22 protein-coding genes are annotated in these 22,899 nt (G+C 71.3%); 8 read left to right on the top strand and 14 right to left on the bottom strand.

Translation table 11 applies throughout. The features are described from left to right. Window positions 1-64 precede the first annotated feature (64 nt). Window positions 65-1,222: a transposase gene (locus HN013_RS05925; RefSeq protein WP_312018511.1), complete on the top strand. Its 1,158-nt coding sequence runs from the start codon at window positions 65-67 to the stop codon at window positions 1,220-1,222. Here HN013_RS05925 and HN013_RS05920 read toward each other — a convergent pair. The 3 genes from HN013_RS05920 to HN013_RS05910 form a co-directional block, all read right to left on the bottom strand. Further along, window positions 1,200-1,487 (bottom strand): hypothetical protein, encoded by a 288-nt coding sequence (locus tag HN013_RS05920; RefSeq protein WP_171163686.1) that lies wholly within the window; start codon window positions 1,485-1,487, stop codon window positions 1,200-1,202. The genes HN013_RS05925 and HN013_RS05920 overlap by 23 nt on opposite strands. A gap of 29 nt (window positions 1,488-1,516) precedes the next feature. Then, window positions 1,517-2,134 carry a hypothetical protein gene (locus HN013_RS05915; RefSeq protein WP_171163684.1) on the bottom strand — a complete coding sequence of 206 codons (618 nt, stop codon included), beginning with the start codon at window positions 2,132-2,134 and terminating at the stop codon, window positions 1,517-1,519. A 131-nt stretch (window positions 2,135-2,265) separates the two neighbouring features. Further along, window positions 2,266-3,777: a DUF11 domain-containing protein gene (locus tag HN013_RS05910; protein ID WP_171163682.1), complete on the bottom strand. Its 1,512-nt coding sequence runs from the start codon at window positions 3,775-3,777 to the stop codon at window positions 2,266-2,268. Window positions 3,778-4,173: 396 nt separating this feature from the next. On the opposite strand from HN013_RS05910, the gene HN013_RS05905 reads away from it, so the two are divergent. Both HN013_RS05905 and HN013_RS05900 read left to right on the top strand, forming a co-directional pair. Beyond that, window positions 4,174-5,457, top strand: a complete 1,284-nt coding sequence (locus HN013_RS05905) for an MFS transporter (RefSeq protein WP_212763991.1) — start codon at window positions 4,174-4,176, stop codon at window positions 5,455-5,457. A 51-nt stretch (window positions 5,458-5,508) separates the two neighbouring features. Beyond that, the gene (locus HN013_RS05900) at window positions 5,509-6,105 is read left to right on the top strand and encodes a 2'-5' RNA ligase family protein (protein WP_171163680.1); all 597 of its coding nucleotides are present in this window, start codon (window positions 5,509-5,511) and stop codon (window positions 6,103-6,105) included. 14 nt (window positions 6,106-6,119) lie between these two features. On the opposite strand, the gene HN013_RS05895 is transcribed toward HN013_RS05900, so the two are convergent. The 4 genes from HN013_RS05895 to HN013_RS05880 all read right to left on the bottom strand — a co-directional run bounded on the left by HN013_RS05895 (window position 6,120) and on the right by HN013_RS05880 (window position 10,273). Continuing rightward, the gene (locus tag HN013_RS05895; RefSeq protein ID WP_171163678.1) at window positions 6,120-6,482 is read right to left on the bottom strand and encodes a DUF488 domain-containing protein; all 363 of its coding nucleotides are present in this window, start codon (window positions 6,480-6,482) and stop codon (window positions 6,120-6,122) included. A 74-nt stretch (window positions 6,483-6,556) separates the two neighbouring features. Then, window positions 6,557-7,561 carry an NAD-dependent epimerase/dehydratase family protein gene (locus HN013_RS05890; protein WP_212763990.1) on the bottom strand — a complete coding sequence of 335 codons (1,005 nt, stop codon included), beginning with the start codon at window positions 7,559-7,561 and terminating at the stop codon, window positions 6,557-6,559. Between the two features lie 78 nt (window positions 7,562-7,639). Beyond that, complete coding sequence (locus tag HN013_RS05885) at window positions 7,640-9,028, bottom strand: S10 family serine carboxypeptidase-like protein (protein ID WP_171163677.1); 1,389 nt, start codon at window positions 9,026-9,028, stop codon at window positions 7,640-7,642. Window positions 9,029-9,055: 27 nt separating this feature from the next. After that, entirely contained in the window at window positions 9,056-10,273 is a 1,218-nt protein-coding gene (locus tag HN013_RS05880; RefSeq protein WP_171163675.1) for a phosphatidylserine decarboxylase, read from the bottom strand. A gap of 448 nt (window positions 10,274-10,721) precedes the next feature. Here HN013_RS05880 and HN013_RS05875 point away from each other — a divergent pair, with 448 nt between their 5' ends. Beyond that, on the top strand, window positions 10,722-12,197 hold the full coding sequence (locus tag HN013_RS05875; RefSeq protein WP_171163673.1) for a pyridoxal phosphate-dependent aminotransferase: 1,476 nt from the start codon (window positions 10,722-10,724) through the stop codon (window positions 12,195-12,197). A gap of 91 nt (window positions 12,198-12,288) precedes the next feature. Here the strand turns inward: HN013_RS05875 and HN013_RS05870 are convergent, their stop codons facing one another. After that, window positions 12,289-12,867: a hypothetical protein gene (locus tag HN013_RS05870; protein WP_171163671.1), complete on the bottom strand. Its 579-nt coding sequence runs from the start codon at window positions 12,865-12,867 to the stop codon at window positions 12,289-12,291. Window positions 12,868-12,910: 43 nt separating this feature from the next. After that, window positions 12,911-14,035: an MFS transporter gene (locus HN013_RS05865; RefSeq protein ID WP_171163817.1), complete on the bottom strand. Its 1,125-nt coding sequence runs from the start codon at window positions 14,033-14,035 to the stop codon at window positions 12,911-12,913. Between the two features lie 425 nt (window positions 14,036-14,460). Here HN013_RS05865 and HN013_RS05860 point away from each other — a divergent pair, with 425 nt between their 5' ends. From HN013_RS05860 to HN013_RS05845, 4 genes are all read left to right on the top strand, one after another. Beyond that, window positions 14,461-15,285: an alpha/beta fold hydrolase gene (locus HN013_RS05860; protein ID WP_171163669.1), complete on the top strand. Its 825-nt coding sequence runs from the start codon at window positions 14,461-14,463 to the stop codon at window positions 15,283-15,285. A 56-nt stretch (window positions 15,286-15,341) separates the two neighbouring features. Beyond that, the gene (locus HN013_RS05855) at window positions 15,342-15,875 is read left to right on the top strand and encodes a DUF6314 family protein (protein WP_171163667.1); all 534 of its coding nucleotides are present in this window, start codon (window positions 15,342-15,344) and stop codon (window positions 15,873-15,875) included. A 29-nt stretch (window positions 15,876-15,904) separates the two neighbouring features. After that, window positions 15,905-17,350: a glyceraldehyde-3-phosphate dehydrogenase gene (locus HN013_RS05850; protein WP_171163665.1), complete on the top strand. Its 1,446-nt coding sequence runs from the start codon at window positions 15,905-15,907 to the stop codon at window positions 17,348-17,350. A 175-nt stretch (window positions 17,351-17,525) separates the two neighbouring features. Continuing rightward, complete coding sequence (locus HN013_RS05845) at window positions 17,526-17,969, top strand: cupin domain-containing protein (RefSeq protein WP_171163663.1); 444 nt, start codon at window positions 17,526-17,528, stop codon at window positions 17,967-17,969. Between the two features lie 17 nt (window positions 17,970-17,986). Here HN013_RS05845 and HN013_RS05840 read toward each other — a convergent pair whose 3' ends face one another. From HN013_RS05840 to HN013_RS05820, 5 genes are read right to left on the bottom strand one after another with little or no spacing between them, the layout of a single operon-like run. Continuing rightward, a complete protein-coding gene (locus HN013_RS05840; RefSeq protein WP_171163661.1) occupies window positions 17,987-18,952 on the bottom strand; it encodes a LysR family transcriptional regulator in 966 nt (321 codons plus the stop codon). 5 nt (window positions 18,953-18,957) lie between these two features. Then, the gene (locus HN013_RS05835; RefSeq protein ID WP_171163659.1) at window positions 18,958-19,929 is read right to left on the bottom strand and encodes an ABC transporter ATP-binding protein; all 972 of its coding nucleotides are present in this window, start codon (window positions 19,927-19,929) and stop codon (window positions 18,958-18,960) included. Beyond that, window positions 19,926-20,966, bottom strand: coding sequence for an ABC transporter ATP-binding protein (locus HN013_RS05830; protein WP_171163657.1), 1,041 nt, complete (start codon window positions 20,964-20,966; stop codon window positions 19,926-19,928). Before HN013_RS05830 ends, HN013_RS05835 begins: the two co-directional genes overlap by 4 nt. Continuing rightward, window positions 20,966-21,952: an ABC transporter permease gene (locus tag HN013_RS05825; RefSeq protein WP_171163655.1), complete on the bottom strand. Its 987-nt coding sequence runs from the start codon at window positions 21,950-21,952 to the stop codon at window positions 20,966-20,968. Before HN013_RS05825 ends, HN013_RS05830 begins: the two co-directional genes overlap by 1 nt. Beyond that, window positions 21,949-22,893: an ABC transporter permease gene (locus HN013_RS05820; RefSeq protein WP_171163654.1), complete on the bottom strand. Its 945-nt coding sequence runs from the start codon at window positions 22,891-22,893 to the stop codon at window positions 21,949-21,951. Before HN013_RS05820 ends, HN013_RS05825 begins: the two co-directional genes overlap by 4 nt. Between the last annotated feature and the right edge of the window lie 6 nt (window positions 22,894-22,899).

Genomic DNA, 22,899 nt, shown 5'->3' with positions numbered 1-22,899 from the left:
TCTCTGCACACCTGTTGTTACCTCAACTTGCCTTCGGATGACCAGACTTACTAGGGTGTTCTGTGTGAAGATTGTCGCGCAGGTGAAGCTGCTGCCTGCGTCCGCCCATGATGCGGACGCGCTGGCGGCAACCCTGCGCGCCTGCAATCGGGCCGCGAACGCGGCGTCCGAGGTGGCGTTCACCCGTGACCTGAAGCGGCGCAATGTGCTGCAAGAGGCCGTATACCACCGCATCAAGGCCGACTTCGATCTCGGGGCCCAGCCCGCGGTGCGAGTGGTGAAGAAGGTGTGCGATGCGTACGCCACTTTGAAGGGCAACATCAAGGCCGGGAACCTCGGCCCGGAAGGCTCCAAGCGCCGGATGCGGGCGGAGTCCAAGCCGATCGCATTCCATGAGGACGCGGCGCAGCCCTACGACGACCGCATTCTGACGTGGAACCTCGATGTCCGGACCGTGTCCGTCTGGACGGTGGCCGGGCGGATCAAGGGCATCCCGTTCGTCGGTTCTCCGGAGGCGCTGAAGCTGCTGGCGTCCCGCAAGGGTGAGTCGGACCTGGTGATGCGCGACGGGATGTTCTTCCTTGTCGCCACCATCGACATCCCCGAACCCCAGCCGTACAAGCCGGACGGCTTCCTCGGCGTGGATCTCGGCATCGTCAATATCGCCACCACCAGCGACGGGGACATCCTCGCCGGACGTGGTCTGAACCGCTACCGCAAGCGACAGCGTGATCTGCGGGCTAAGTTGCAGAAGAAGCGCACCAAGTCCGCCAAGAGGGTCTTGAAGCGTATCCGCCGTCGGGAAGCCCGGCACGCGGCGAACACCAACCACATCATCGCCAAGCGAATCGTCGCCACCGCTGAACGCACCTCCCGTGGCGTCGCCCTGGAAGACCTGGGCGGCATCCGGCAGAGGGTCACGGCCAAGAAGGACCAGCGGGCACGACTGCACTCCTGGGCCTTCGCCCAGCTCGGCGCGTTTATCGCCTACAAGGCACGGCGGGCGGGTGTGCCCGTGGTCCACGTGGACCCGCGCAACACCTCCCGTCAGTGCTCCGAGTGCTGGCACACCCACCGGACCAACCGGGTGGATCAAGCCCGGTTCGTGTGCCGGTCCTGCGGGACCGTCCTGCACGCGGACCACAACGGCTCCCGCAACATCGCCCACCGGGCCGATGCTGCGTGGCAGCGGGGCGCAGTCAACCGCCCCAGTACGGCATAGCGGTACCGGACGCAGGGGACCACGCGGCAGCCAGTCGCACTCCACTTGCAATCACGGCCTCTCGCGGATCGGGTGACAAGCTCGGTCCTTCAGGGCCGAGAAGTTGACGTGACCAGCGCCATGGGCGCCGCTCTTCGGGGCTGGTGTACTGATTGAGTTTGTCGTGCACGACCGCCACGATGCGGTCGTCCCAGCCCGCCTGGTAGTCGAGGTGCGGCATGGGGAAATAGCCGTTTCCGGCATTGACGGTGTAGAGCTTCTCCATGGCTTCGGCCCTTCCTTCCGTGCGGCGGGTCAGTCGGTGAACTCGATGGTGGTGCAGACCTGGCCGAGGATGTCGACGTAGTCGTCCCACTCGGCGAGGTTCTCCGTCGCGATGGAGAAGTCCGCCATCGCCAGCCGGCCGGGAATGGGTACGAACACGTGCAACTGGCGGACGACGGTCGGGCCGCCTCCGTCGCTCAGGAGGTTCACCGGCCGCTCGACCTTGCTGTCCTCGGTGAGCAGGACGGCCGGGCCGCTCGGCAGGCGCACCACCCCCACCTCCGCCTCGGGGTAGATGGCGCCCATGGTGCGGGCGAGCCGGTGCACCGTCCGGTCGTTGGACAGCTCGCTCGGCCGGGCCGTGACCGTCAGCATGAGCGAGCTGAGGTGCCGGCCGGGTTCGTCCTCGGTGGGCCCGGCCAGCAGGATCCCGGCGTAGACGGCGCCGGCGGCGGTCAGCATCTCGTACATGGACTGCTGCACCAGGGCGGCGTGGGCGATCTGCTCGTCGCTCGGGCGCGGTGTGAGACGGGTGAGTTCGCCGATGAGCTTGTTGGTGTTGGCCTCCGCCGAGACGGTCAGGTCGATGTCCTGGAATTCCTCGGGGACCGAGAAGCTCAGCGGCAGATCGATGGTGGCAGCGGGCACGGCGTACTCCTCTCGGGGGAAACGGATGGGGCCGGACCTGCCCCGGCCGTGAGCGGCGCGCCCCGGCAGACATGCGGCAGCGGCGCCGGGCGGCCCGGGGCAGGTGGGCGGGACTGTGGTGACAGCCGGCCCTACGGCCGGGTCACCTCGGTGGAGCGGAGGTTGCGCAGCGTGCCGTCGCCGGCGGCGTGCTGGGACGGGTAGAGCAGCTGGACGGCCACGGTGAGGGGTGAGCCGGGCTCGATGGTGTGGCCGTCGTCCGGCGTGGCGATGACGACGGATCCGTCGGTGCCGTCCTTGACCACCGCGAACCAGTGGGGCTCGTGCGGGTTGATACGGGTGCCCTCCGGTACGTCGAAGGAGATCTCCCACCACACCACGCGATGTTCGTTGGCGGCCAATGTGAGCTCGTAGCTGATGATCCATCCTGTCCCGGGCCATTGCTCCGGCCATCCGGGGAGGTTGATCACAGGGGTGACGGTGACCGGGGGAAGTTCGACTTCGGTGGTGACCGAGTCCGCGTACTGCCCGGCCGTGTTGGCGCGCGTCGGCGACTTGACCAGGCCGGAGCAGGTGAGCCGGCCCTCGTACCGCGGGTCGATGGTGCCGGTCAGGTGGACCATCGCCTTGCTGCCCCTGGGCAGATCGATCGGCAGGCTCACCCCGGCCGGCGCCGAACCGGTACCGCAGACGGCCCCGTTCTCACCTTGGCAGGTCAGCTCCGGATCGGTCAGCTCCGCCGGCACGGTGGCCTCCACCACGGCGTCGGGGGCGTCGTTGGGGCCGAGGTTTTGCACACCGATGCTGTAGGAGACCCGGTCCCCGGCCTTCGCCGTCCGCGGGCCGCTCATCTCCAGCGGCATGTTCACCGGCAGGGCCACCGTGAGGTTCCTGATCCGGTGGGAGGCGGTGGCGCCGCCCGTTCCCGCCGCGAAGCCCAGTTTGAACGTCTCGGGCATCCGCGTCTGCCCTTCGGCCCCGGCGAGGTCGAAGTCGTCGATCACCAGCGTGCCGTTCGGGTTGGCCCGGTCGGCGTGCCGTACGGTCAGCCGGCCGTCGATGACGGAGATCTGGATGTGGGCGCCCTTCTCCCACGACCCGCGGAATCCGCCGGGCACCTCGACGCCGGTGAGCCACCGGAACCCCTCCCGCAGACTCCCGGAGCCGCGCACTCCGACCGTGTCGGGCCGCGGTCGCCGGCCTCCCCCCGTACCGGCGTACTCCGTGGCGAAGTTCCCGAAGTTGTCGAAGCCGATGCCCACGTACCCGGCCGTGACTCCCGGTGCGACGATCTGGTCCGAACCGTCCTTCGTGAAGGAGTAGCCGAGGGCTCCGCCGATGCCGCCCGGCTGTGTCGTCCGCGCGCCGTCGATCACGTAGACGCTGAAGCCGTCGCCCAGTTGGTTACCGCCCTCACAGGAGTAGTCGAAGTCGATGGTGACGCCCAGCGTCGAGGAGAACGGCTCGTCGAGGAAGGCGGTCCCCGCCCGGGAGCGCGCGTCGGGGGTGAGCTCCAGGCTGCCGCCGTTCAGCCGGGCGCTGCCCAGGAGCTTCCAGTGCGGGTTGGTCACGGTGCCCTGCGTGAACGATTCCACGATCGGGAACTGCACTTGCCGCGAGGTGTCGGGAACGCGCGTCGTCATGGGTGAGTCCTCCTGGGCCGGAAGTGCCATGGATGGGTGGTTGCGCCATGCCGATTCGTTGTGTTCACGAGCTCCACCTGACCCCTGCGGGTCCGTCGCCCGACGCGCCGGCGGAACGGACGACGTCCGCCTGCCATTGCCACCGGCTCCTGCCGAGGACACGAACCACACTGGCGGGAGCCGACGCGGCGCAGCAGGGCGCAGACCGGGAGCGGCCGGAGCACCGGTGTTCGCCGTTGTGCGCCCCTGTGACGAGCCCGGCACCGTGCGGTGCGGTCGTCTGGAAGCACTGGCCCCGCGCCGTCGCGGAGCTCCACGTATCCATCGCCATCGGCGATTGATGCCATGAAAACTATGTATTGGACTCATGAATGAGCTCGAACTGACACTCGTCGCATGTCAAAAGCACCCCATACATCACCCGGGCTGGGCCGGGGCACGCTCCTGCTGATGGCTGTGGCCTGCGGCCTGTCCGTCGCGGGCAACTACTTCGCGCAGCCGCTGCTGGACGTCATCGGCCGGGACCTGCACATGAGTGCCGGGGCCTCGGCGCTGGTGGTGACCGTCGCGCAGGTCGGGTACGCGCTCGGGCTGATACTCCTCGTCCCCCTGGGGGACCTCGTGGAGCGCCGTCGGCTGGCGGTCGGGCTGTGTGCCGCGACCGCTGTCTTCCTCGCCGTGACGGCGAGCGCGGTCGACTCCGCCGGGCTGCTGGTGGGTACCGCGCTCACCGGGCTGACGTCCGTCGCGGCGCAGGTCGTCGTGCCGTTCGCGGCGACCCTCGCCACGCCGGAGAGGCGCGGGCGCACGGTCGGCACGGTGATGACGGGACTGCTGCTGGGCATCCTGCTGGCCCGCACCGCGGCCGGACTCCTCTCGGACCTCGGCGGCTGGCGCACGGTCTACTGGGTCGACGCGGCGCTCATAGCCGTCATGGCGCTCCTGCTGCGCCTGACGCTGCCCCGGCTGCGGACCCACGCGGGGCTGACGTACCCGGGGCTCCTGGGCTCGACCGCCGGATTGTTCGTCCACGAGCCGGTGCTGCGGTACCGGGCCGCGCTGGGAGCTCTGGCCTTCGCCGCGTTCAGCGTGCTGTGGACGGCCCTCGCCTTCCTGCTCTCCGGACCCGCCTACGGCTGGTCCGGGTCGGCCATCGGGCTGCTGGGCCTGGTCGGTGCCGCCGGCTCGCTCTCGGCCTCCGTGGGCGGGCGGCTGGGGGACCGCGGCCTGGTGCACCGGGTGACGGGCATCGCGGCGTTCCTGCTGCTCGCGTCCTGGGCGCTGCTCGAACTCGGCGGCGCCGGAGGCGCCTTGGCGCTGGTCTCGCTGCTCGCGGGTGTGGTCGTGCTCGACGCCGCGGTCCAGGGGGTGCACATCAGCAACCAGAACCTGGTGTACGCGCTCCGTCCCGAGGCCCGCAACCGCCTCAACTCCGCCTACATGACCTCCTACTTCGCCGGCGGCGCCGTGGGATCGGCCCTCACCTCCGCCGTCTGGGGCGGGGCGGGGTGGGACGGGGTGTGCGCGCTCGGCGGCGCGATCTCGGCGGCGCTGGTGGTGGTGTGGCTCGCCGAACGCCGTCGGGCGAGGCGTGCGCCGGTGTCGCGGGGCGGTGCAGGGGCTGCGGGAGCCGCTCCGGCCGCCCCCGCAGCCCCCGCCGTCCCGTCCGACGCGGTCTGATCGTCCGGTGCCCGACTCGTGCGATACGGGCGCGGCGCGGACCATGGACGTGTGGACGGGAACCCGGACGCCGGCACGGTCGGGCCGGTGGGCGTACTCGATGCTGCGCCGACGGCCCGGACGGCGGTGGCGTGGCTGCCGCCGCGGGAGCTGTGGCCCGCGATCCAGGACATCCGCCGGGAGCACGATCCGCAGGTGCGACGGTGGCCGCCGCATGTGAACGTGCTGTTCGGATTTGTACCGGAGGAGGAGTTCGCGCGGGCCGTGCCGCTGCTCTCCGCCGGGGCGGCGGAGAGCGCGGCGTTCACGGCGCGGCTGTCGGGCGTGCGGTACTTCCGGCACCGGCACTTCGCGACGGTGTGGCTCGACCCGGCCGCGGCGGGCCAGGTGCCGTGGGCGCGTCTCCACCGGGAGCTGGGGCTGCGGTTCCCGCTCTGCCGGGGGCGCGGCGGCCGCTTCACCCCGCACCTGTCCCTCGGCCGTACGCGGGAGCCGCGGGAGCTGGCCGCCGAGTGCGCCGCCCGGCTCGGCGCGCTGTCGGCCGTGGTTGAAGAGGTGGTTCTGCTCTCCCGCCGTGGAGAGGAGCCCATGCGGCCGCGGGCAGTGATCAGGCTGGGCACGGGGGAGGTGCGTCGGCCGCCGGCGTGAGCCCGCCCCGTGGATCAGGGCTTCCCCGTCAGCCACTCGGCGAGAACGGCGGCCTGGCTGCGGTCCACGTCCTTGGTGGCGGTCAGCAGTGTGAGCCCGTCGTGCGCGGCCAGGTCGCGCAGTTCCCCGGCCGCGTCCCGGTGCGCGTCGTCGCGGAGTTCGGCCAGGTAGCGGCGGCGGAACTCGGGGAAACGGCTGGGCTCGTGGCCGTACCAGCGGCGCAGTTCGCCGGAGGGCGCGACGTCGCGCAGCCACGCGTCCAGGTGCGCGTCCTCCTTGCGCACGCCCCGCGGCCAGACGCGGTCGACGAGTACGCGCCGGCCCTCCCGGGGCGAGGTTTGCTCGTAGACCCGCCGGTAAGTGATCTGCGCGGTCATGACGGCACCCCTCCGGAACGGATCGATTGCCCGGCGCCGGGCCGCCGCGGAGGGCACTCCCGGCACCGTCCATTTTATCGGGAACGGGCTCCACTGGAGCCGGGCCGCCGGACGGCCGGTAGTGCCGTGTCGCAGCCGCGTACGGTCTCGGCCAGGGCGTCCGCCACCGAGCCGGGTCTCTCCGCCAGTGCCAGGCAGGGGGCCGGGTCGAGGAAGAGGTCGCGGGTGAGCAGGGCCGCCAGGGAACCGGGGTGGAGACCTGGTTCCCGGCGGCGCGCGGTATGGAGCGCGCCGGTGGCGCGCAGGCCGGCGCGGAGGAGTGGGGGCGGCAGCCGGTGTACCGGCCGGGGACGTCCCGCCGCCCGGGCGAAGCGGCTCAACAGCGCCGCCCAGGAGAGGTTTTCGTCGACCACAGGGCGCTCGCCCGTCGTTCCCTGTTCGAGCGCTCCCACGGTCGCGCGGGCCACGGTGCGGGCGGTGACGACCGCCGTTCCACCGGGAGGTGCCATCAGCGGCAGGGGTGAACGCAGCCACCGGACCAGGGGCGCCCACAGCGGGGTGCGGCCCGGTGCGGAGCCGAAGACGAAGGGGACTTCGAGGATCGTGGCGGCCACCGCCGTGCCGGCGGCCCGCTGGGCGGCGCGGGCCTGCTCGACTCTGCTGCGGATGTAGGGGTGCCTGCCGGGCAGATCCAGTTCGGGCCACTGCCGGTGCAGGGCCGTGAAGTAGGAGCCGAGGACGACGGCCCGGGTGCAGCCCGCCGCCCCGGCGGCGGTCACCAGCCGCGTCACCGGCGTGACGTTGCCGGCCTCGAAGTACCGGTGGGCGGGGGCGGGCGGGACCGCGCGGTCGTCGGCACCCGCCGCGAAGACCAGCCCCTCATGGCCCCGGAGCAGCTCCGTCGGGTCGCCGTGGGTCCGGATGTCCGCGGTACGGATCTCGACGCGCCCGTCGTGGCCCGCCGAGGGGCCCGGCCGACGGGCCAGAACGGTCACCCGGTGGCCGCGTTCGAGCAGTTCCGTCACCACGTGGTGGCCCAGGAATCCCGTGCCGCCGACGACGAGGACCCGCAACGCCATGCTCTCTCCTCGCGGGGTGAGGGCGATTGTCTCGGGGGCACCGTACCGGCCGCCCGGGGCGGCCGGTACAGGCGCGGTTCAGCCCTTCCGCGGGCCGGTGCCGCCCTTGCGCTGCTTGATCGGATGGAGGGGGTCGTAGCCGGGGAAGGGGCGCTCGAAGAGCCAGTTGTAGAGCATCTCCCGGCAGATCTCCGGCTGGAACGCCGGCACCTGGTGCCCGGAGTCGGGCACGCTGACCTGCGTCAGGTTCCCGTGGCCGCGGACGAACCCCTTCGGGTTCCCCTGCGCCCGCGTCCAGATCAGCCGGGGAGCGTCGCGCCACTGCGCGTGCTCGTGCGCACCCCTGAGCTGCATGAGGTCGTCCAGCATCTCCTCGGTGCTCCGGTACCCGCAGGCGGTGTCGAAGTTCCCGGTGTAGAGCAGGGTTCGGTAGCCCTTGTCGATGAGTTCGGCGTACCACCCGGAGCGGTCCGCCATGTTGTCGTTCACCAGCGCCTCGGCCACCGGACCCTCGTTGTCGGCGCACTGCCAGGTGACGTTCTGCGGAACGTGCAGGGACTTCTTCACGGACGCGCTGTTCAGGTACGTCTGGAGCGCGCCCATGGACAGGTCGTCCCAGCGCCGCACGTCGTACAGGTCGAAGTTCCCGCCGTACGCCAGGGCCCGGTTCACCAGGGCATTGCCGAGCTCGGTGGCCCGCTCCATGTCGCCCTTGCCGAGGACCTGCATGAACTCGGCGTAGGACGTCTCCAGGGAGTCCTTCTCCGCGATGCCGAGGAACCCGGTGGTGTAGACGTAGTCGATCATCACGCGCAGCGACAGCTCGGGCTTGATCCAGCCGTTGCCGACGGCGATCCCCTGCAGGTTGAGGTGCGGCTCGCGCGCCCGGTTCTGCCGGTCGATCTCCAGGGCGATCGCCGGTACGTACTTCCCGGCGTAGCTCTCGCCGCAGACGTACAGCGGGCATTGCAGGTACTGCGGGTGGAGGGAGAAGAACTCCCGGAGGCCCTCACAGAACATCCGGGCGAGGGCTTCCTCGTCGTGGACGTACTCGCCCTTGGCGTCGGAGTAGCTGTATCCGGTGCCGATGGGCTGGTCCCAGTAGACGACGTGCGCCTCCTGGTTCCAGGTGGCGGGGTCCACCGCTATCGTCCCGGCGGCGTCGTCGCCGATGGACAGGGGCCCGTTCTCCAGGAACAGTCCCAGCAGCGAGGAGGCGCCGGGCCCGCCGTTGAGCCAGATCAGCAGCGGTGTCCGGCTGATCAGGGCCTGCTGGTCGTGGGCCGGGACGTGGGGGTCGCAGGTCTGGCTCTCGAAGAACCAGTAGAACAGGTGGTTCTTCTTCCCCCGGTGTTCCGTGCTGTCGATGTGCACATGCCCGGCGTAGGAGCGGGCTTTCCCGGAGAAGTCGATGCGCTGGGAGTCGAAGATGTTCGCCGGGATCGAGTCGACGCGGTCTGCGGACATGGTTCGCCTTCCGGTTCGGCAGCGGGGTCAGGGGGCCAGGGGTCGCCGCCGCAGGGGGCGCGTGGGGCGGGAGCGGCTGAACAGCGCCTGGGTCCGCTCCGGCGGTTCGAGGAGCCCGATGCGCTGGCCCTGGAGCAACTGCAGCGCGGGGAACCGGCCCTTCTCGAACAGCAGGATGTTCAGCGATCCGCCGTACTGGAAGTTCCCGATCTGCTCGCCCTTCTCCACCATGACCGGGAGCTCGCCCTTGAACTTGTCCAGGAAGTTCACGGAGGCGATGGAGTTGAGGCCGACGGGCACCTGCGCGACGTACCCCTCGTCCACCGGCTCCCCGAGGGCGTTCGGTGCCACCGTCTTGATGATGAGGTAGCCGCGGCGGAAGTCGTCGAACATCGAGTAGTCGTAGCCGTAGCCGACGTCCCCCTTGTTGAGCAGTCCGGGGAAGTCCCGCATCCCGTAGTAGACACCGCCGACGTCGTCGCGGGCCTCCACCACTCGGCCGGCCACCGGGGCGTGGTACCAGTGGTAGCTGTCGGGCATCAGGATGCAGGACACCGCCGTGCCGTCGAGGAACTTGTCGGCGTACTCGGAGCCGTCGAGCAGCTGCCTGACGTTCATGGTCACCGATTTGACCGGGATCGGTGTGTCCTCCTTGAGCTCATCGACGATCATGTTGATGACGCAGTCGGCAGGGGCGACGACCACGGTGTTGTCGTCCTTGGCGGTGACCGGCCGCTTGCCCGGCTTGAGCTTCCGGATGAAGAACTCGTTGAAGGTCTGCCAGTCCTCGGGCTCGTAGTCGGCCATGCGCTTCGGCCCGAGCTCGTCGATCCACTTGTTGATGAGTTCCTTCGCCTTCGGCCCCGACTCGTCCATCTGCATTCCTTGCAGATGGGTGAAGTCGGCGGTCATCTCGTACCCCGGGCCGGAGGTGACGAAGACCATGCCGTAGTCGTTCTCGTAGTTGAGCCAGCTGAACTTCTCGATGTAGTCCAGCCCGTCGGGGACCCCGCACTTCCAGTCCCACTCGTACCACTCCGTGAAGAAGGCGCACAGGCCCTCGATGTCCTTGCCCGTCCAGTCGTAGTACACCTTGTCCTTCGTGCTCACCGGACACGGCACCACGTGCTCGATCGTCGCGTCGTACAGGGTCTTGAAGCCCTTGCGGTCGGTTCGGTACCACTCCCTGATCCTGTTCAGGAACTCGTCGAGGTTCTGCGAGAACTGGTTGTCGTCCTGCGTCACTTTTCCGTTTCCTTCCCTGCAAGGGCAGTTGACCCCATATCCGCATATCCGCGTTTCCGGGGCCGGACAAGGCTGGCGCGGATCCGGATACCGGGGGAAGGGGACGAGGGGCGCGAAGATCGGTCCCTGCCATGGGGCTGCTTCGCCGAGCGCCGCATCAACTGACGACGTGCGTCACATGCGCACCGTGCGAGCTCGATGTCGCTTTCCCGTGCGTCCCCACAGTGCTGTATGAGCCCACGCGAAACACCAGGGGTTGCGCGCCGGAGCGGCGCACAATGACCGGGACCCGCTCGGGCGAAACAGGCCAGTGCCCGGACGCCTCCCCCGCGAGAGCTGCGCCCGTGCGCAGCGGCGATCCGCCCGAGCGGCCGTCACGAGACGGAGGGACCATGGCCGAAGCGCGCTCTGGCCGGTGTGCGGTGAAGTGCGAAGGATGGGGTGGGTCATGCCGGCCCGACAGGAGACCATGATGCCCTTCCGCAACATCAGCGGCCGCACTCCCGCCGAAGTGATCGCGCTGCTGGCCCGGACCGCCGACCCCGAACGCCGCCTGTCCGTCGAGCAACAGCTGTTCCCCGAACTCCTCAACCTCGGCACGGCCGAGAACGTCCTGCTGTTCCCCCAGTTGAACGACAAGGTCTTCAGCAAGCTCCGGGGCCTGACCGAGCAGGACATCCGGTACCCCGTGCCCGTCTACGGCACGGAGAAGCTGCGCGAGGACCTCGCGGAGCTGCTCCGCCCGCGGTTCGGTGCCGACCTCGACCCCGAGGACGTCTTCGGCACGTCGGGCGTGTCGGCGGCCCTGGAGTGCCTGGCCTTCGCCCTGAAGAAGACCGGCGTGCTCGCCACCGGCGACCGGGTGCTGCTCCCGGCCCCCTTCTGGCAGGGCTTCGCCTGGTGCTTCCAGCAGCGGCCCGGCCTGGAGTGCGTCCCCGCCCACCTCGGGCCCGACTTCGAGCTCACCCTCGACATCCTGCAACGGGCCTACTACGGGCAGCCGGTCCGGCCCAGGCTGCTCGTCCTCACCAACCCCAACAACCCGCTGGGCGTCAACTACGACAAGGACCTGCTGGAGAAGATCTACACCTGGGCCCTGACCAGGACGGACCTCCACATCATCTCGGACGAGATGTACGCGCACTCCCAGCTCGAAAGCTCGCGGCTGCCCTTTGTGAGCGCCTTCGAGCTCGACGCCTACCGCAACCTCCCGGGCGCCCGGGACCGGGTGCACGTCGTCTGGGGCTTCGCCAAGGACTTCGGGCTCTCGGGCTTCAAGGCCGGCGTCGCCCTCACCCGCAACTCCGCGGTCCAGGACGTGCTCAGCGGCAACGACGGCGGCGAAACCTACTCCTGGTTCAGCCCCTTCGACTCCCTCAAGCACTACGTCATCGGCAGCCTCCTCGAAACCCGGGACTCCGGCAGGAGCTACGCCGCCGAACTCATGGAGGAGTACCGGGTGGCTCTCACCGGTGCCTTCGAGTCGGCCCGGACCGCCCTCGACGAGGCCAAGAACATCCCGTACGTCTTCCGCGAAGGGCAGAACTCCGCCCAGTTCCTCTGGCTCGACCTGCGGGAGTACCTGCGGATGGACGCGCCGGAGATCCCGTACGAGCGCGGCCCGCACTTTCCGCACAACGGGCACGCGCACAACGGCGCCCCGGACGACGGGACGAACAACGGTGGCGGGACGGCGAGCAGGCCCGGCGGTGACTTCCGTCTGCCGGTCCTCTTCTCGGAGATCGGCAGCGCCGAGAGCGAACTGTTCCAGTACATCAAGGACAAGGCCCACGTCCAGTTGCTCCCGGGGCAGACCCTCTCCGCCCGTGACCAGGGCTTCTTCCGCCTGTGCTTCACTGCCTTCGACGAACCGACGGTCCGCGAGGCGATCCAGCGCATCTCCCGGGCGCTGGCGGAGCGTTAGAGCGGAGCCTCCCGGGGGCCGGTCGCGGCAGCGAGCCACGAATCCGCGGCGCCGCTTCCGTACCGTCCCACAGCGCCGGCCGATGGGTGTGTCAGTGGCCGCCGCTGGGAGGCTCACAGTCGGAGCCGTCGGGATAGCCGCCGAAGGCCTCCGCCTGGAGGGATTCACGGGTCATCGAGCCCTCGACGCACGGGGGAGAGGCGCCGGTCACGATGAGGAAACCGACTCCGTTGGAGCCGTGCCGCTCCGACCGCACCTTTCCCGCGGGGAAGAGACGGGCGAGCGCGTCGCGGGTGTGTTCCGGGGCGAAGTCGCCCCGCCTGCGCAGTGGTCCGAGCGCACCGTTGACGCGCTCGACGGCCGCGAGGCCGGCGCAGCGGGCCCGGCCGTGCAGGGCGATGGGAACCCTGAACCGGTGGTTCTCCGCGTAGTGGTCGCCGGGCTCGGCCGGGGGCGCGGCGTCGGCGGTCGCCGGTGGCGCGCTCCCGTCGGCGCACGGGAAGTCCACCGGTGTGTTCGGGGCCGGCGCCTCGCTCGACGTCGGATGCGAACTCCGGTCCGCGTCGGCGGAGTCCGCCGACCGCTGCGTTCCGCACCCCGTGGCCAGTACGGCGAGCACCGCCATCGGCAGCACGCCGCGCCGGACCGGCGTCATTCTGATGACCGTCATGGGCCGATCCTCCCCCGGGTCACGGGAGGCGTCATGAGTACCCCTACTCAGCCTTCGGCGGCCGCAGCGCCGCGTACGTGCCCGCCGAGGCGGCGACGGCGATGACGCAGCCGGCGAACACGAGGCCGGCCGGGCGCAGTCCCAGCCAGGTGGCGAGGGCGCCGACGCCGACGACCGGCAGGGAGATCCCGGTGTAGGCGACGACGAAGAACGCGGAGATGGTCCCGCCGCGATGGCGCGGCGGGGCGGCGGCGTCGAGGAGGGCGAGGGCGGCGCGGAAGGCGAGGCCCTGGCCGGTGCCGCCGAGGAGGGCCCCCGCGACGAGCACGGGGAGGGACTGGACGGCGAGGGACAGGGCGACCAGGAGGAGGCCCGCGACCAGCGTCGCGCAGCCGGCGGGGAGGGCGCGGCGGGCGCCGGCCTTCCGGGTGAGGGACTGGCCGGCCGTCGAGGCGAGGAAGACGGAGAAGACGACGGCGCCGGACACGGCCAGGTTGTGCACGTCGAGGGTCTGCGCGACGAAGCTCGGCGCGACGGCGGTGAACAGGCCGAGCAGCGCGAAACCGGCGAAGGCCGCCACGGACACGGGGACGAACACGCCCTTCACCTCCGGCGGCACCACCATGCCCCGCGGCCTCGGCGGAGGCCATCGCTCCGGGTCCTCGACGGTCTCCGGCAGCAGCCATGTCAGCGCGCCGGCCAGCACCACGAGTCCCAGATGGACCCAGAACACCAGGTGGAGGGGCCAGGGCGCGTACTGGGCGAGCAGCCCCGACAGCAGGGGGCCGCAGCCGAGGCCGCCCATGTTGGCGGCGGTGGCCGCGAACCCGGCCCGCGCCTTCCTGCCGGGACCGGCCAGTTCGATGACGGCGGCCGTCGCCGCGCCGCTGAGGAGGCCCGCGGCGAGTCCCGAGAGCAGCCGTCCGGCGAAGAGCGGGGGCAGGTCGCGGGCGAGGAGGAAGCAGCCCGCGCTCGCGGCGGAGAACGCCATGGCGGCCAGGATGACGGGCCTGCGGCCCATGACGTCCGCGTAGTTGCCCGCGATCAGCAGGGCGGCGATGACGGCGACCGCGTACGTGGCGAACACGACCGTCACCGTCAGCTCGGAGAAGCCGATCCGCTGCTGGTAGAGCCCGTACAGGGGGGTGGGCAGCGTGGTCCCGGCCATGCCGGTCGCGAACACGGCGGCGGCCGCCGGGTACCCGGGCCGCCACCTCGCGCCCGTTCCGGTTCCCGCTTCCGTCCCGACCCGTGTCGCCCCGCCGTCCGTGAATCGCCGCACTCCGGCACGGTAGGGGCAACGGACCCGTACGCTCCGCCGACGCGGCGCGTGCCGCCGCCCGGACGAGCCGAAGGGACGCGCCCGCCCGGCGGAATTCGTCCCGTCCTGTTCGGTCCTGCCCGTTCCGGACGGTGATGCCCGGCCACATCCGCGCGATTTCCGGCCAGGTGGCGGGGGCCGAGGTCGGTACGAGCCCGGCGAACGGTACGTCGATGTACGATCCCGGTGATTTCCTGGTGTCCAAGTGACCGGAGTGGGACGCCGGTTACCCATGGCACGGGCCACGGAGCAACATCGGCGGGGTGGGTCGTATGGCCTGGGCGTACGTGAACGGAATACGGCTGCACTACGAGGTGCACGGCTCCGGAGACCCCGTGCTGATGGTGATGGGCAGCGGCAGCGCGGGCCACGTCTGGGACGTGTACCAGGTCCCCGCCCTCACCCGGGCGGGATTCCGGGTCATCACCTTCGACCACCGCGGCATCCCGCCCACCGACCGGTGCGCCGAGGGCTTCACGATCGACGACATGGTGCGGGACACGGCCGCCCTCGTCGAGGAGCTGGGAGCCGGCCCGGTCCGGCTGGTCGGCACCTCCATGGGAGCGCAGATCTGCCAGGAACTGATGCTCGCCCGCCCCGAACTCGTCCGGTCCGCCGTGCTGATGGCGACGCGGGCGCGGACGGACGAGATGCGCCGGGCCATGGCGGAGGCGGAGATCGAGCTCCACGACGCGGGCCTGGCCCTGCCCCCGCGGTACGCCGCCGTGGTGAGGGCCCTGAAGTACCTGTCCCCGCGGACCCTGGCGGATCCCGACCGGGCCGGTGACTGGCTGGGACTGTTCGGCATGGCGGCACCGCGCGGCGCGGGCGAGCGCGTGCACATGGAGTTCTCCGCGATGCCCGACCGGCGCGCCGCGTACCGCCGGATCACACGTCCGTGCCACGTCATCGCCTTCTCCGACGACGTGATCACCCCGCCCGCCTTCGGCCGGGAGGTCGCCGAGGCCATCCCGGGCGCGGGCTTCGACGTCGTCGAGGGGACCGGTCACTACGGGTACCTGGAGGCTCCCGACCGGGTGAACGACATCCTCGTCGCCCGGCTCCGGCAGGAGGACCTGGTGGCGGAGCGGCCCTGACGGCGGGGCCCGCCGGGCAGGGGCGCCGCCGGCCCGGGCCGCGCGACAATGCGGCCATGAGTTCCGTCACCCCCGTCACCCCCGAACCGCCCGTGGCGCCGGTCACGCACCCGGTCCCCGACGCCGCCGCCTACCTGACCGGCCGGTGGTCGGTCGAGCGGACGCTCGGCGACCTGGCCACCGGCGCCGACGGGACGTTCCGGGGCACGGCCGAGTTCCGGCCGGCCGCCGGGGACGGGGAGCTCCTGCACATCGAGGACGGCGTCCTGACCTGGAACGGCACCACCAACCGGGCGGGCCGGACGCTCCGGCTGCGCCCCCGCCCGGACGGCACCGCGGACGTCGCCTTCGCCGACGGCCGGCCCTTCCACCCCCTCGACCTGCGGACCGGCCACTGGACCACCCGGCACCCCTGTGCCCAGGACCGCTACGACGGGACCTTCACCGTCGTCTCGCCCGACGAGTGGCACCTGTCCTGGCGCACCACAGGACCGGCCAAGGACCAGCTCCACCGCTCGGTGTACCGGCGGCTGCGGGGCCCCGCGGGGGCACCGCTTGAAGGATCAAATGGCCAGGGGGTTAGCATGTGAGCGCCGCCTAGCTCGAAAGTGATGCTCCTGTGACTGTCAACGAGGACACGTTCACCAATTGGAAGAACCGCGAGGAAATTGCGGAGTCGATGATCCCGATCATCGGGAAGCTGCACCGGGAGCGGGATGTCACCGTCCTGGTCCACAGCCGCTCCCTGGTGAACAAGTCGGTGGTCAGCATCCTCAAGACCCACCGGTTCGCCCGCCAGATAGCCGGTGAGGAGCTCTCGGTCACCGAGACCCTGCCGTTCCTGGAGGCTCTCACCACGCTCGACCTCGGTCCTTCCCAGATCGACATCGGCATGCTCGCCGCGACCTACCGGACCGACGAGCGCGGTCTCCCGGTGGCGGAGTTCACCGCCCGGGCCGTCGCCGGAGCCACCGGCGCCAACAAGATCGAGCGCGGCGAGGGCCGCGACGTCGTCCTCTACGGGTTCGGCCGCATCGGCCGCCTCGTCGCCCGCCTGCTCATCGAGAAGTCCGGCTCCGGCAACGGGCTGCGGCTGCGCGCCATCGTCGTCCGCGGGGGCGGCGGCGAGGACATCATCAAGCGCGCCTCCCTGCTGCGCCGTGACTCGATCCACGGCCAGTTCCAGGGCACGATCACCGTCGACGAGGCGAACAGCACGATCACCGCCAACGGCAACGAGATCAAGGTGATCTACGCCAACGACCCCGGCGAGGTCGACTACACGGCGTACGGCATCAAGGACGCCATCCTCATCGACAACACCGGCAAGTGGCGTGACCGCGAGGGCCTGTCCCAGCACCTGCGCCCCGGGATCGACAAGGTCGTCCTGACCGCGCCGGGCAAGGGCGACGTCCCCAACATCGTCCATGGCGTCAACCACGACATGATCAAGCCGGACGAGCAGATCATCTCCTGCGCGTCCTGCACCACCAACGCGATCGTCCCGCCGCTGAAGGCGATGGCCGACGAGTACGGTGTGCTGCGCGGTCACGTCGAGACCGTCCACTCGTTCACGAACGACCAGAACCTGCTGGACAATTACCACAAGTCCGAGCGCCGCGGCCGCTCGGCGCCGCTCAACATGGTCATCACCGAGACCGGCGCGGCCTCGGCCGTCGCCAAGGCGCTGCCCGACCTCCAGGCGAAGATCACCGGCAGCTCGATCCGCGTCCCCGTGCCGGACGTCTCGATCGCGATCCTCAACCTGCAGCTCGCCCGCGAGACCACCCGCGAGGACGTCCTCGACTACCTCCGCAATGTCTCGCTGACCTCGCCGCTGAAGCGCCAGATCGACTTCATCACCGCCCCCGACGCGGTCTCCAGCGACTTCATCGGCTCCCGCCACGCCTCGATCGTCGACGCGGGCGCCACCAAGGTCGAGGGCGACAACGCCATCCTCTACCTCTGGTACGACAACGAGTTCGGCTACTCCTGCCAGGTCATCCGCGTCGTCCAGCACGTCTCCGGCGTCGAGTACCCGACGTTCCCGGCCCCGGTGGTCTGACACCCGGCACCCTGCCCCGACAAGGCCGCTCCCTCGTCCGCGAGGGGGCGGCCTTTCGTCTGTCGCTGCCCGCAGTGTTGCCGATTCGGCAACGATCGTTGTCGCTTCGGGCACGCCGGCCGCACTCTGGTGACCCGGCGGGACAGCCGGCGGAAACGATCAGGAGGGGCACACCATGACCACCGACGGAAACACCGGGACCGCGACGGGCACCGAGGGCGACGCGCCGCTGAACAACCGCGTCCACCACGTCAAGTCCGGGGAGCTGGACGGCTACGCCGCCATCAGCGGCGGCACGGTGGGCTCGAAGAAGCTCTGGATGGGCCTGGTGGAGAACCCGCCGCTGAGTGCGACGGACAACCACCACCACGGCGCGTCGGAGGCCGGGATCTACGTGGTCAGCGGCCACCCGGTCTTCGTCTACCACGACGGCACCCAGGAGGTGCGGATCACCGCCCACCCCGGCGACTTCCTCCTCGTCCCCCCGTTCGTCCCCCACCGCGAGGAGAACCCCGACCCGGACGAGCCCGTGGTCGTCGTGATCGCACGGACCACGCAGGAGCCGATCAAGGTCTCCGTGCCCGAGCTGTACCAGCTTCGGGGGGCGGAGGCGCGGTAGGGACGGGGCCGGGGTGCTCAGGTCACCACCCGCGCCGCTCCCGGATGACGGGCGCGCCACCGGGCGTAGACGGGGCTCGCGGCGCAGGAGGCGAGGTACCCCTCGCCGACGCGGCGGACGATGTCGTCGCCGTGCGGGGCCAGGGGGCCGTCGCGGTGCCAGGCGAGGATGTGGCGGTACTGGAGCGGGTTGCCGGTGAGGGGGCGGACGGTGACGCCGGGGACCTCGGTGAAGGTGGCCTGGCAGAGGCTGACGGCGAGGCCGCAGCGGACGAGTTCGACGAGCTGGCGGCCCTCGGCCTCGTAGGGGGTGCGGGGGTCGCGGCCCGTGAGGGCGAGGGCGCGGGACCAGTACTCGCGGGTGCGGTCGTCGTCGGGGCGGGGGACGGCCCAGTCCTCGTCGACGAGACGGTCGAGGTCCACCTCTTCCCCGGCGGCCAGCGGATGGCCGGAGGGCAGCAGGGCGAAGACGGGCTCGGTGACCAGGGGGCGGAGCTCGGCGCCGCCCCGGGGGACGAGCTCGTGGCCGGGGTGGTCGCCGAGGACCGCCGCCTCCAGGCGCTCCGCGGCCAGGTCGTCGAGGAGCGGCGCGGGGGAGTTCCGGCAGCGGACGGTCACCTCGGCACTGGGCAGCGACGCCCGTACCGCCAGCGTCAGACGGCCGAGCAGTGGGGCGCCCACCGAGCCGATCCTGACGCGGTCCGGCGCGGCCCGGCGGCGGGCGGCGCGCGCGGTGTCGGCGAGCAGGCCGTCGATGCCGGGCAGCACGGCGCGCGCCCGGTGGAGGACCAGCTCGCCGAGGGAGGTGGGCACGACCCCGGCGGGCCGGCGTTCGAAGAGCGTGCCGCCCAGCATCCGTTCGACGCGCCGCAGTTGGGCGCTGAGCGCGGGCTGGGTGGTGCGCAGCGCGGCGGCGGCGCGGGTGAGGCTGCCCGCCTCGGCGATCGCGCAGACCGCCCGCAGGTGCCGGAGCTCCAGTTCCACGGCGATCAGGCCGCCTCCGGGAAGTGGCAGGCCACTTCGCGGGTCCCGCCGGGCGGGGCGATCCGCAGCAGCGGGGCCTCGGTGCGGCAGATCTCCTGGGCCTTGGGGCAGCGGGGGTGGAAGGTGCAGCCGGGCGGGGGCGCGGCCGGGCTCGGCGGGTCGCCGTGCAGGGTGATCCGTTCCCGGGCCCGCTCGGCCGCCGGGTCGGGCAGCGGGACGGCCGAGAGCAGGGCGCGGGTGTAGGGGTGGGCGGGGGAGTCGTAGACCGTCCGTTTGTCGCCGATCTCGACGATGCGGCCGAGGTACATCACGGCGACCCGGTCGCACACCCGCTTCACCACCGACAGGTCGTGGGCGATGAAGAGGTAGGCGAGGCCGAGCTCGCGCTGGAGCCGTTCCATCAGGTTGACGATCTGGGCCTGTACGGAGACGTCGAGGGCCGAGACCGGCTCGTCGGCGACGATCAGCCGGGGGCCGGTGGCGAGCGAGCGGGCGATGCCGATGCGCTGGGCCTGGCCGCCGGAGAACTCGTGCGGGTAGCGGTCGAGGTGTTCGGGGATGAGCCCGACCAGGTCCATCAGCTCCGCAGCCCGCCTGCGGGCGTCCGCCGCCGAACTGCCGCGCACCAGCAGCGGATCGGCGATGATCCGGGCGACGGTCTGGCGCGGGTTGAGGGAGGAGTGCGGGTCCTGGAAGACCATCTGCAACGCGCCGCGCAGCGGCTTGAGTTCGCGCTGCCGAAGGTGGCTGATGTCCCGGCCGTCGTAGGCGACCGTGCCGGCGGTGGGCTCCAGCAGCCGTACGATCACGCGCCCGGTGGTGGACTTGCCGCAGCCGGACTCGCCGACCAGGCCCAGGGTCTCGCCCGCCGCCACCTCGAAGGAGACGCCGTCGACGGCCCGGACGGGGGCGGAACGGCCGCGCCTGCCGGGGAAGCTCATCGTCAGCTCCCGTACGGAGAGCAGGGGTGCGGTCATCGGGTGCCTCCGCGGACGCGGTCGTCGGTGTGCAGGTCGTCGGTGTGCAGGGAGAGGTGGCAGGCGACCAGGTGTCCGTGGGACGGGACGAGCTCGGGTCCGGTGCGCTCGCAGCGCGCGCGGTCGTCCGGCGCCGCGGCCGCGGCCCGCGGGCAGCGCGGGGCGAACGCGCAGCCGGGGGCGGGCGTCAGGAGCGAGGGCGGGCTGCCGGGAATGGCGCGCAGGGGCGCGTCGTCGGTGTCGTCGAGCCGGGGGAGGGAGTCGAGGAGGCCCCGGGTGTACGGGTGGGCGGGCCGGGCGAACAGGTCGTCGACCGGGGCCTGTTCGGCCGCCCGGCCGCCGTACATCACCAGGACGTCCCGGGCGACCCGGGCCACCACCCCGAGGTCGTGCGTGATCATGACGACGGCGAGTCCGCGTTCCTCCTGGAGGCGGGCGAGCAGTTCCAGGATCTGGGCCTGGACGGTGACGTCGAGGGCGGTGGTCGGTTCATCGGCGATGAGCAGGTCCGGTTCGCAGGCGAGCGCCATGGCGATCATCGCGCGCTGGCGCATTCCGCCGGAGAACTGGTGCGGGTACTCGCCGGCCCGGCGGGCGGGTTCGGGGATGCCGACCTCGCCGAGCATGTCCACGGCCCGTCTGCGGGCCGCCGCGCGGCGGGAGCCGAAGTGGACGCGGTGGTGCTCGGCGATCTGCTCGCCGACGGTGTAGGAGGGGTGGAGGCTGGAGAGCGGGTCCTGGAAGATCATCGCCATCCGGCGGCCGCGCAGCCGGTTCAGCTCGCGCTCGGGCAGTCCGGTGAGCTCCCGGCCGTCGAGGGCGATGGAACCGGTGACCTCCGCGCCGGTGTGCAGGCCCATCACGGCCAGCGAGGTGACGGACTTGCCGGAGCCGGACTCGCCGACGATGCCGAGCGTCTGCCCGCGGTCCACGGTGAAGTTGAGGGAGTCCACGGCCCGTACGGGACCGTGCCGGGTGGGGAAGGTGACGGTCAGGTCCTCGACGGACAGCAGCGGTTGCTGCGTTTCGACGGCCATCAGTACCTCACTCGCGGGTCGACGACGGCGTAGAGCAGGTCGACGGCCAGGTTGGCGACGACGATGAAGGCGGCGGCCAGCAGGGTGACGCCGAGGATGACCGGCTGGTCACCGGTGGACAGCGCGCCGTAGAAGAGCCGTCCGATGCCCGGGAGGCCGAAGATGGACTCGGTGATGACGGCGCCCGCGAGCAGCCCGCCCAGGTCCATGCCGAAGAGCGTCAGGATCGGCGTCATGCCGGACCGCAGCCCGTGCTTGACGACGACCGTGCGGCGCGGCAGTCCCTTGGCGCGGGCGGTGCGGATGTACGGCTCCGCCATCGTCTCGATCATCGAACTGCGGCTCTGGCGCGCGTACATGGCGGCGTACAGCACCGCCAGGGCGAGCCACGGCAGGAGCAGGTTGGACGCCCACTCGGCCGGGTCGTCGCCGAACGGCACGTACTCGGGGTAGGGCAGCAGACCGGCCACCCGGATGAGCCCGTAGATGAGCATCATCGAGGTGAAGTAGACCGGCATCGACGCGGCGGCGACGGCCCCGATCATCAGGGCCCGGTCGGTGAGGGTGTCCTTGCGCAGGGCGGCGGCGACCCCGGTGCTCAGGCCGAGCAGCAGCCAGAGCACGGCCGCGCCCACGGCGAGCGAGGCGGAGACGGGGAGGCGGTCCATCAGCAGGTCCCAGACCGCCTCGGAGTTCTCGTACGAGTAGCCGAAGCAGGGGAAGTCGCAGTGCAGGGCGTACTGGCCGGTGCCCATGGTCCGGCCGGTGAAGACGCCGGTGACGAAGTCCGCGAACTGCCGCCACAGCGGCCGGTCGAGGCCCATGTGGGCGCGGATCGCCTCCAGCCGCTCCACGCTGCACGACTTGCCGCAGGCGGCGGCCGCGGGGTCGGAGGGCAGGACGTAGAAGATGGTGAAGGTGACGGCGGCGACGGCGACGAGCACACCGACGACGCCGAGGAGCCTGCGGCCGAGGTAGACGATCATGTGCGGCGGCTCCTCGGGTCGAGGACGTCGCGCAGCGCGTCGCCGAGCAGGGTGAAGGCGAGCACGGTCAGGAACAGACAGGTGCTGGGGACGACGAAGTACATGGGGTCCGTGTCGTAGAAGGCGACGCTCTCGGCGATCATCTGCCCCCACGAGGGGGTGGGCGGGCGGACGCCGACGCCCAGGTAGCTCAGGGCCGCCTCGGTGGCGATCATGCCGGGGACGATCAGGGTGGTGTACGCGATGACGGGCCCGGAGACGCCGGGGAGGATGTCGCGGGTGAGGATGCGCCAGGGTCCCGAGCCGCCGACGCGGGCGGCGTCGACGTACTCGCGGTGCTTGAGCGAGAGGGTCTGGCCGCGGACGACGCGGGCGACGCCCGGCCAGCCGAACAGGCCGATGACGGCGGTCATCAGGACGATCCGGTTGACGTCCTTCGCCACCGACATCATCGCGATCATGAAGATGAGGGAGGGGAAGGACATGGTGAGGTCCATCAGCCGGGAGAGCACGGTGTCGGTGCGGCCGCCGAAGTAGCCCGCCGCGATGCCGGCCGCCGTGCCGATGACGACGACGATGGCCGTGGCGGTGAGCGCGATGAACAGCGAGACCTGGGCGCCGTGCACGACACGGGCGAACAGGTCGCGGCCGGTGACGGGTTCCACGCCGAGCCAGTGGTCGGCGGAGACACCGCCGAGCGGGCCGATGGGCCGTCCGCCGAGGTACGGGTCGACGGCGGTCTTGTCGAACTCCTCGGGGGACCAGCCGCCGAGCGCGCTCAGCAGCGGGGCGCCGGCCGCCATGAGCAGGAAGAGGGCGACGACGGCGAGGGAGACCGTGACGGAGGGGCGGCGGCGGAGTTCCGCGACGGCGAGCCGCCAGGGGCCGCTGCCGGTGGGGGCCTTGGAGGCCTGCGCGGTGGTTGCGGGGGTGGTGGTCATGGGGTG

This window comes from Streptomyces sp. I05A-00742 (assembly GCF_013055795.1).
Taxonomy (GTDB): domain Bacteria; phylum Actinomycetota; class Actinomycetes; order Streptomycetales; family Streptomycetaceae; genus Streptomyces.
This window is presented reverse-complemented; position numbering and strand designations above follow the sequence as displayed.

Bases quoted from the DNA above. Each gene is read 5' to 3' on its own strand.
- HN013_RS05920 (WP_171163686.1), bottom strand. From the start codon at position 1,487: ATGGAGAAGCTCTACACCGTCAATGCCGGAAACGGCTATTTCCCCATG.
- HN013_RS05910 (WP_171163682.1), bottom strand. From the start codon at position 3,777: ATGACGACGCGCGTTCCCGACACCTCGCGGCAAGTGCAGTTCCCGATC.
- HN013_RS05905 (WP_212763991.1), top strand. From the start codon at position 4,174: ATGTCAAAAGCACCCCATACATCACCCGGGCTGGGCCGGGGCACGCTC.
- HN013_RS05895 (WP_171163678.1), bottom strand. From the start codon at position 6,482: ATGACCGCGCAGATCACTTACCGGCGGGTCTACGAGCAAACCTCGCCC.
- HN013_RS05890 (WP_212763990.1), bottom strand. From the start codon at position 7,561: ATGGCGTTGCGGGTCCTCGTCGTCGGCGGCACGGGATTCCTGGGCCAC.
- HN013_RS05885 (WP_171163677.1), bottom strand. From the start codon at position 9,028: ATGTCCGCAGACCGCGTCGACTCGATCCCGGCGAACATCTTCGACTCC.
- HN013_RS05875 (WP_171163673.1), top strand. From the start codon at position 10,722: ATGCCGGCCCGACAGGAGACCATGATGCCCTTCCGCAACATCAGCGGC.
- HN013_RS05870 (WP_171163671.1), bottom strand. From the start codon at position 12,867: ATGACGGTCATCAGAATGACGCCGGTCCGGCGCGGCGTGCTGCCGATG.
- HN013_RS05865 (WP_171163817.1), bottom strand. From the start codon at position 14,035: ATGGCCGGGACCACGCTGCCCACCCCCCTGTACGGGCTCTACCAGCAG.
- HN013_RS05860 (WP_171163669.1), top strand. From the start codon at position 14,461: ATGGCCTGGGCGTACGTGAACGGAATACGGCTGCACTACGAGGTGCAC.
- HN013_RS05855 (WP_171163667.1), top strand. From the start codon at position 15,342: ATGAGTTCCGTCACCCCCGTCACCCCCGAACCGCCCGTGGCGCCGGTC.
- HN013_RS05845 (WP_171163663.1), top strand. From the start codon at position 17,526: ATGACCACCGACGGAAACACCGGGACCGCGACGGGCACCGAGGGCGAC.
- HN013_RS05835 (WP_171163659.1), bottom strand. From the start codon at position 19,929: ATGACCGCACCCCTGCTCTCCGTACGGGAGCTGACGATGAGCTTCCCC.
- HN013_RS05830 (WP_171163657.1), bottom strand. From the start codon at position 20,966: ATGGCCGTCGAAACGCAGCAACCGCTGCTGTCCGTCGAGGACCTGACC.
- HN013_RS05825 (WP_171163655.1), bottom strand. From the start codon at position 21,952: ATGATCGTCTACCTCGGCCGCAGGCTCCTCGGCGTCGTCGGTGTGCTC.
- HN013_RS05820 (WP_171163654.1), bottom strand. From the start codon at position 22,893: ATGACCACCACCCCCGCAACCACCGCGCAGGCCTCCAAGGCCCCCACC.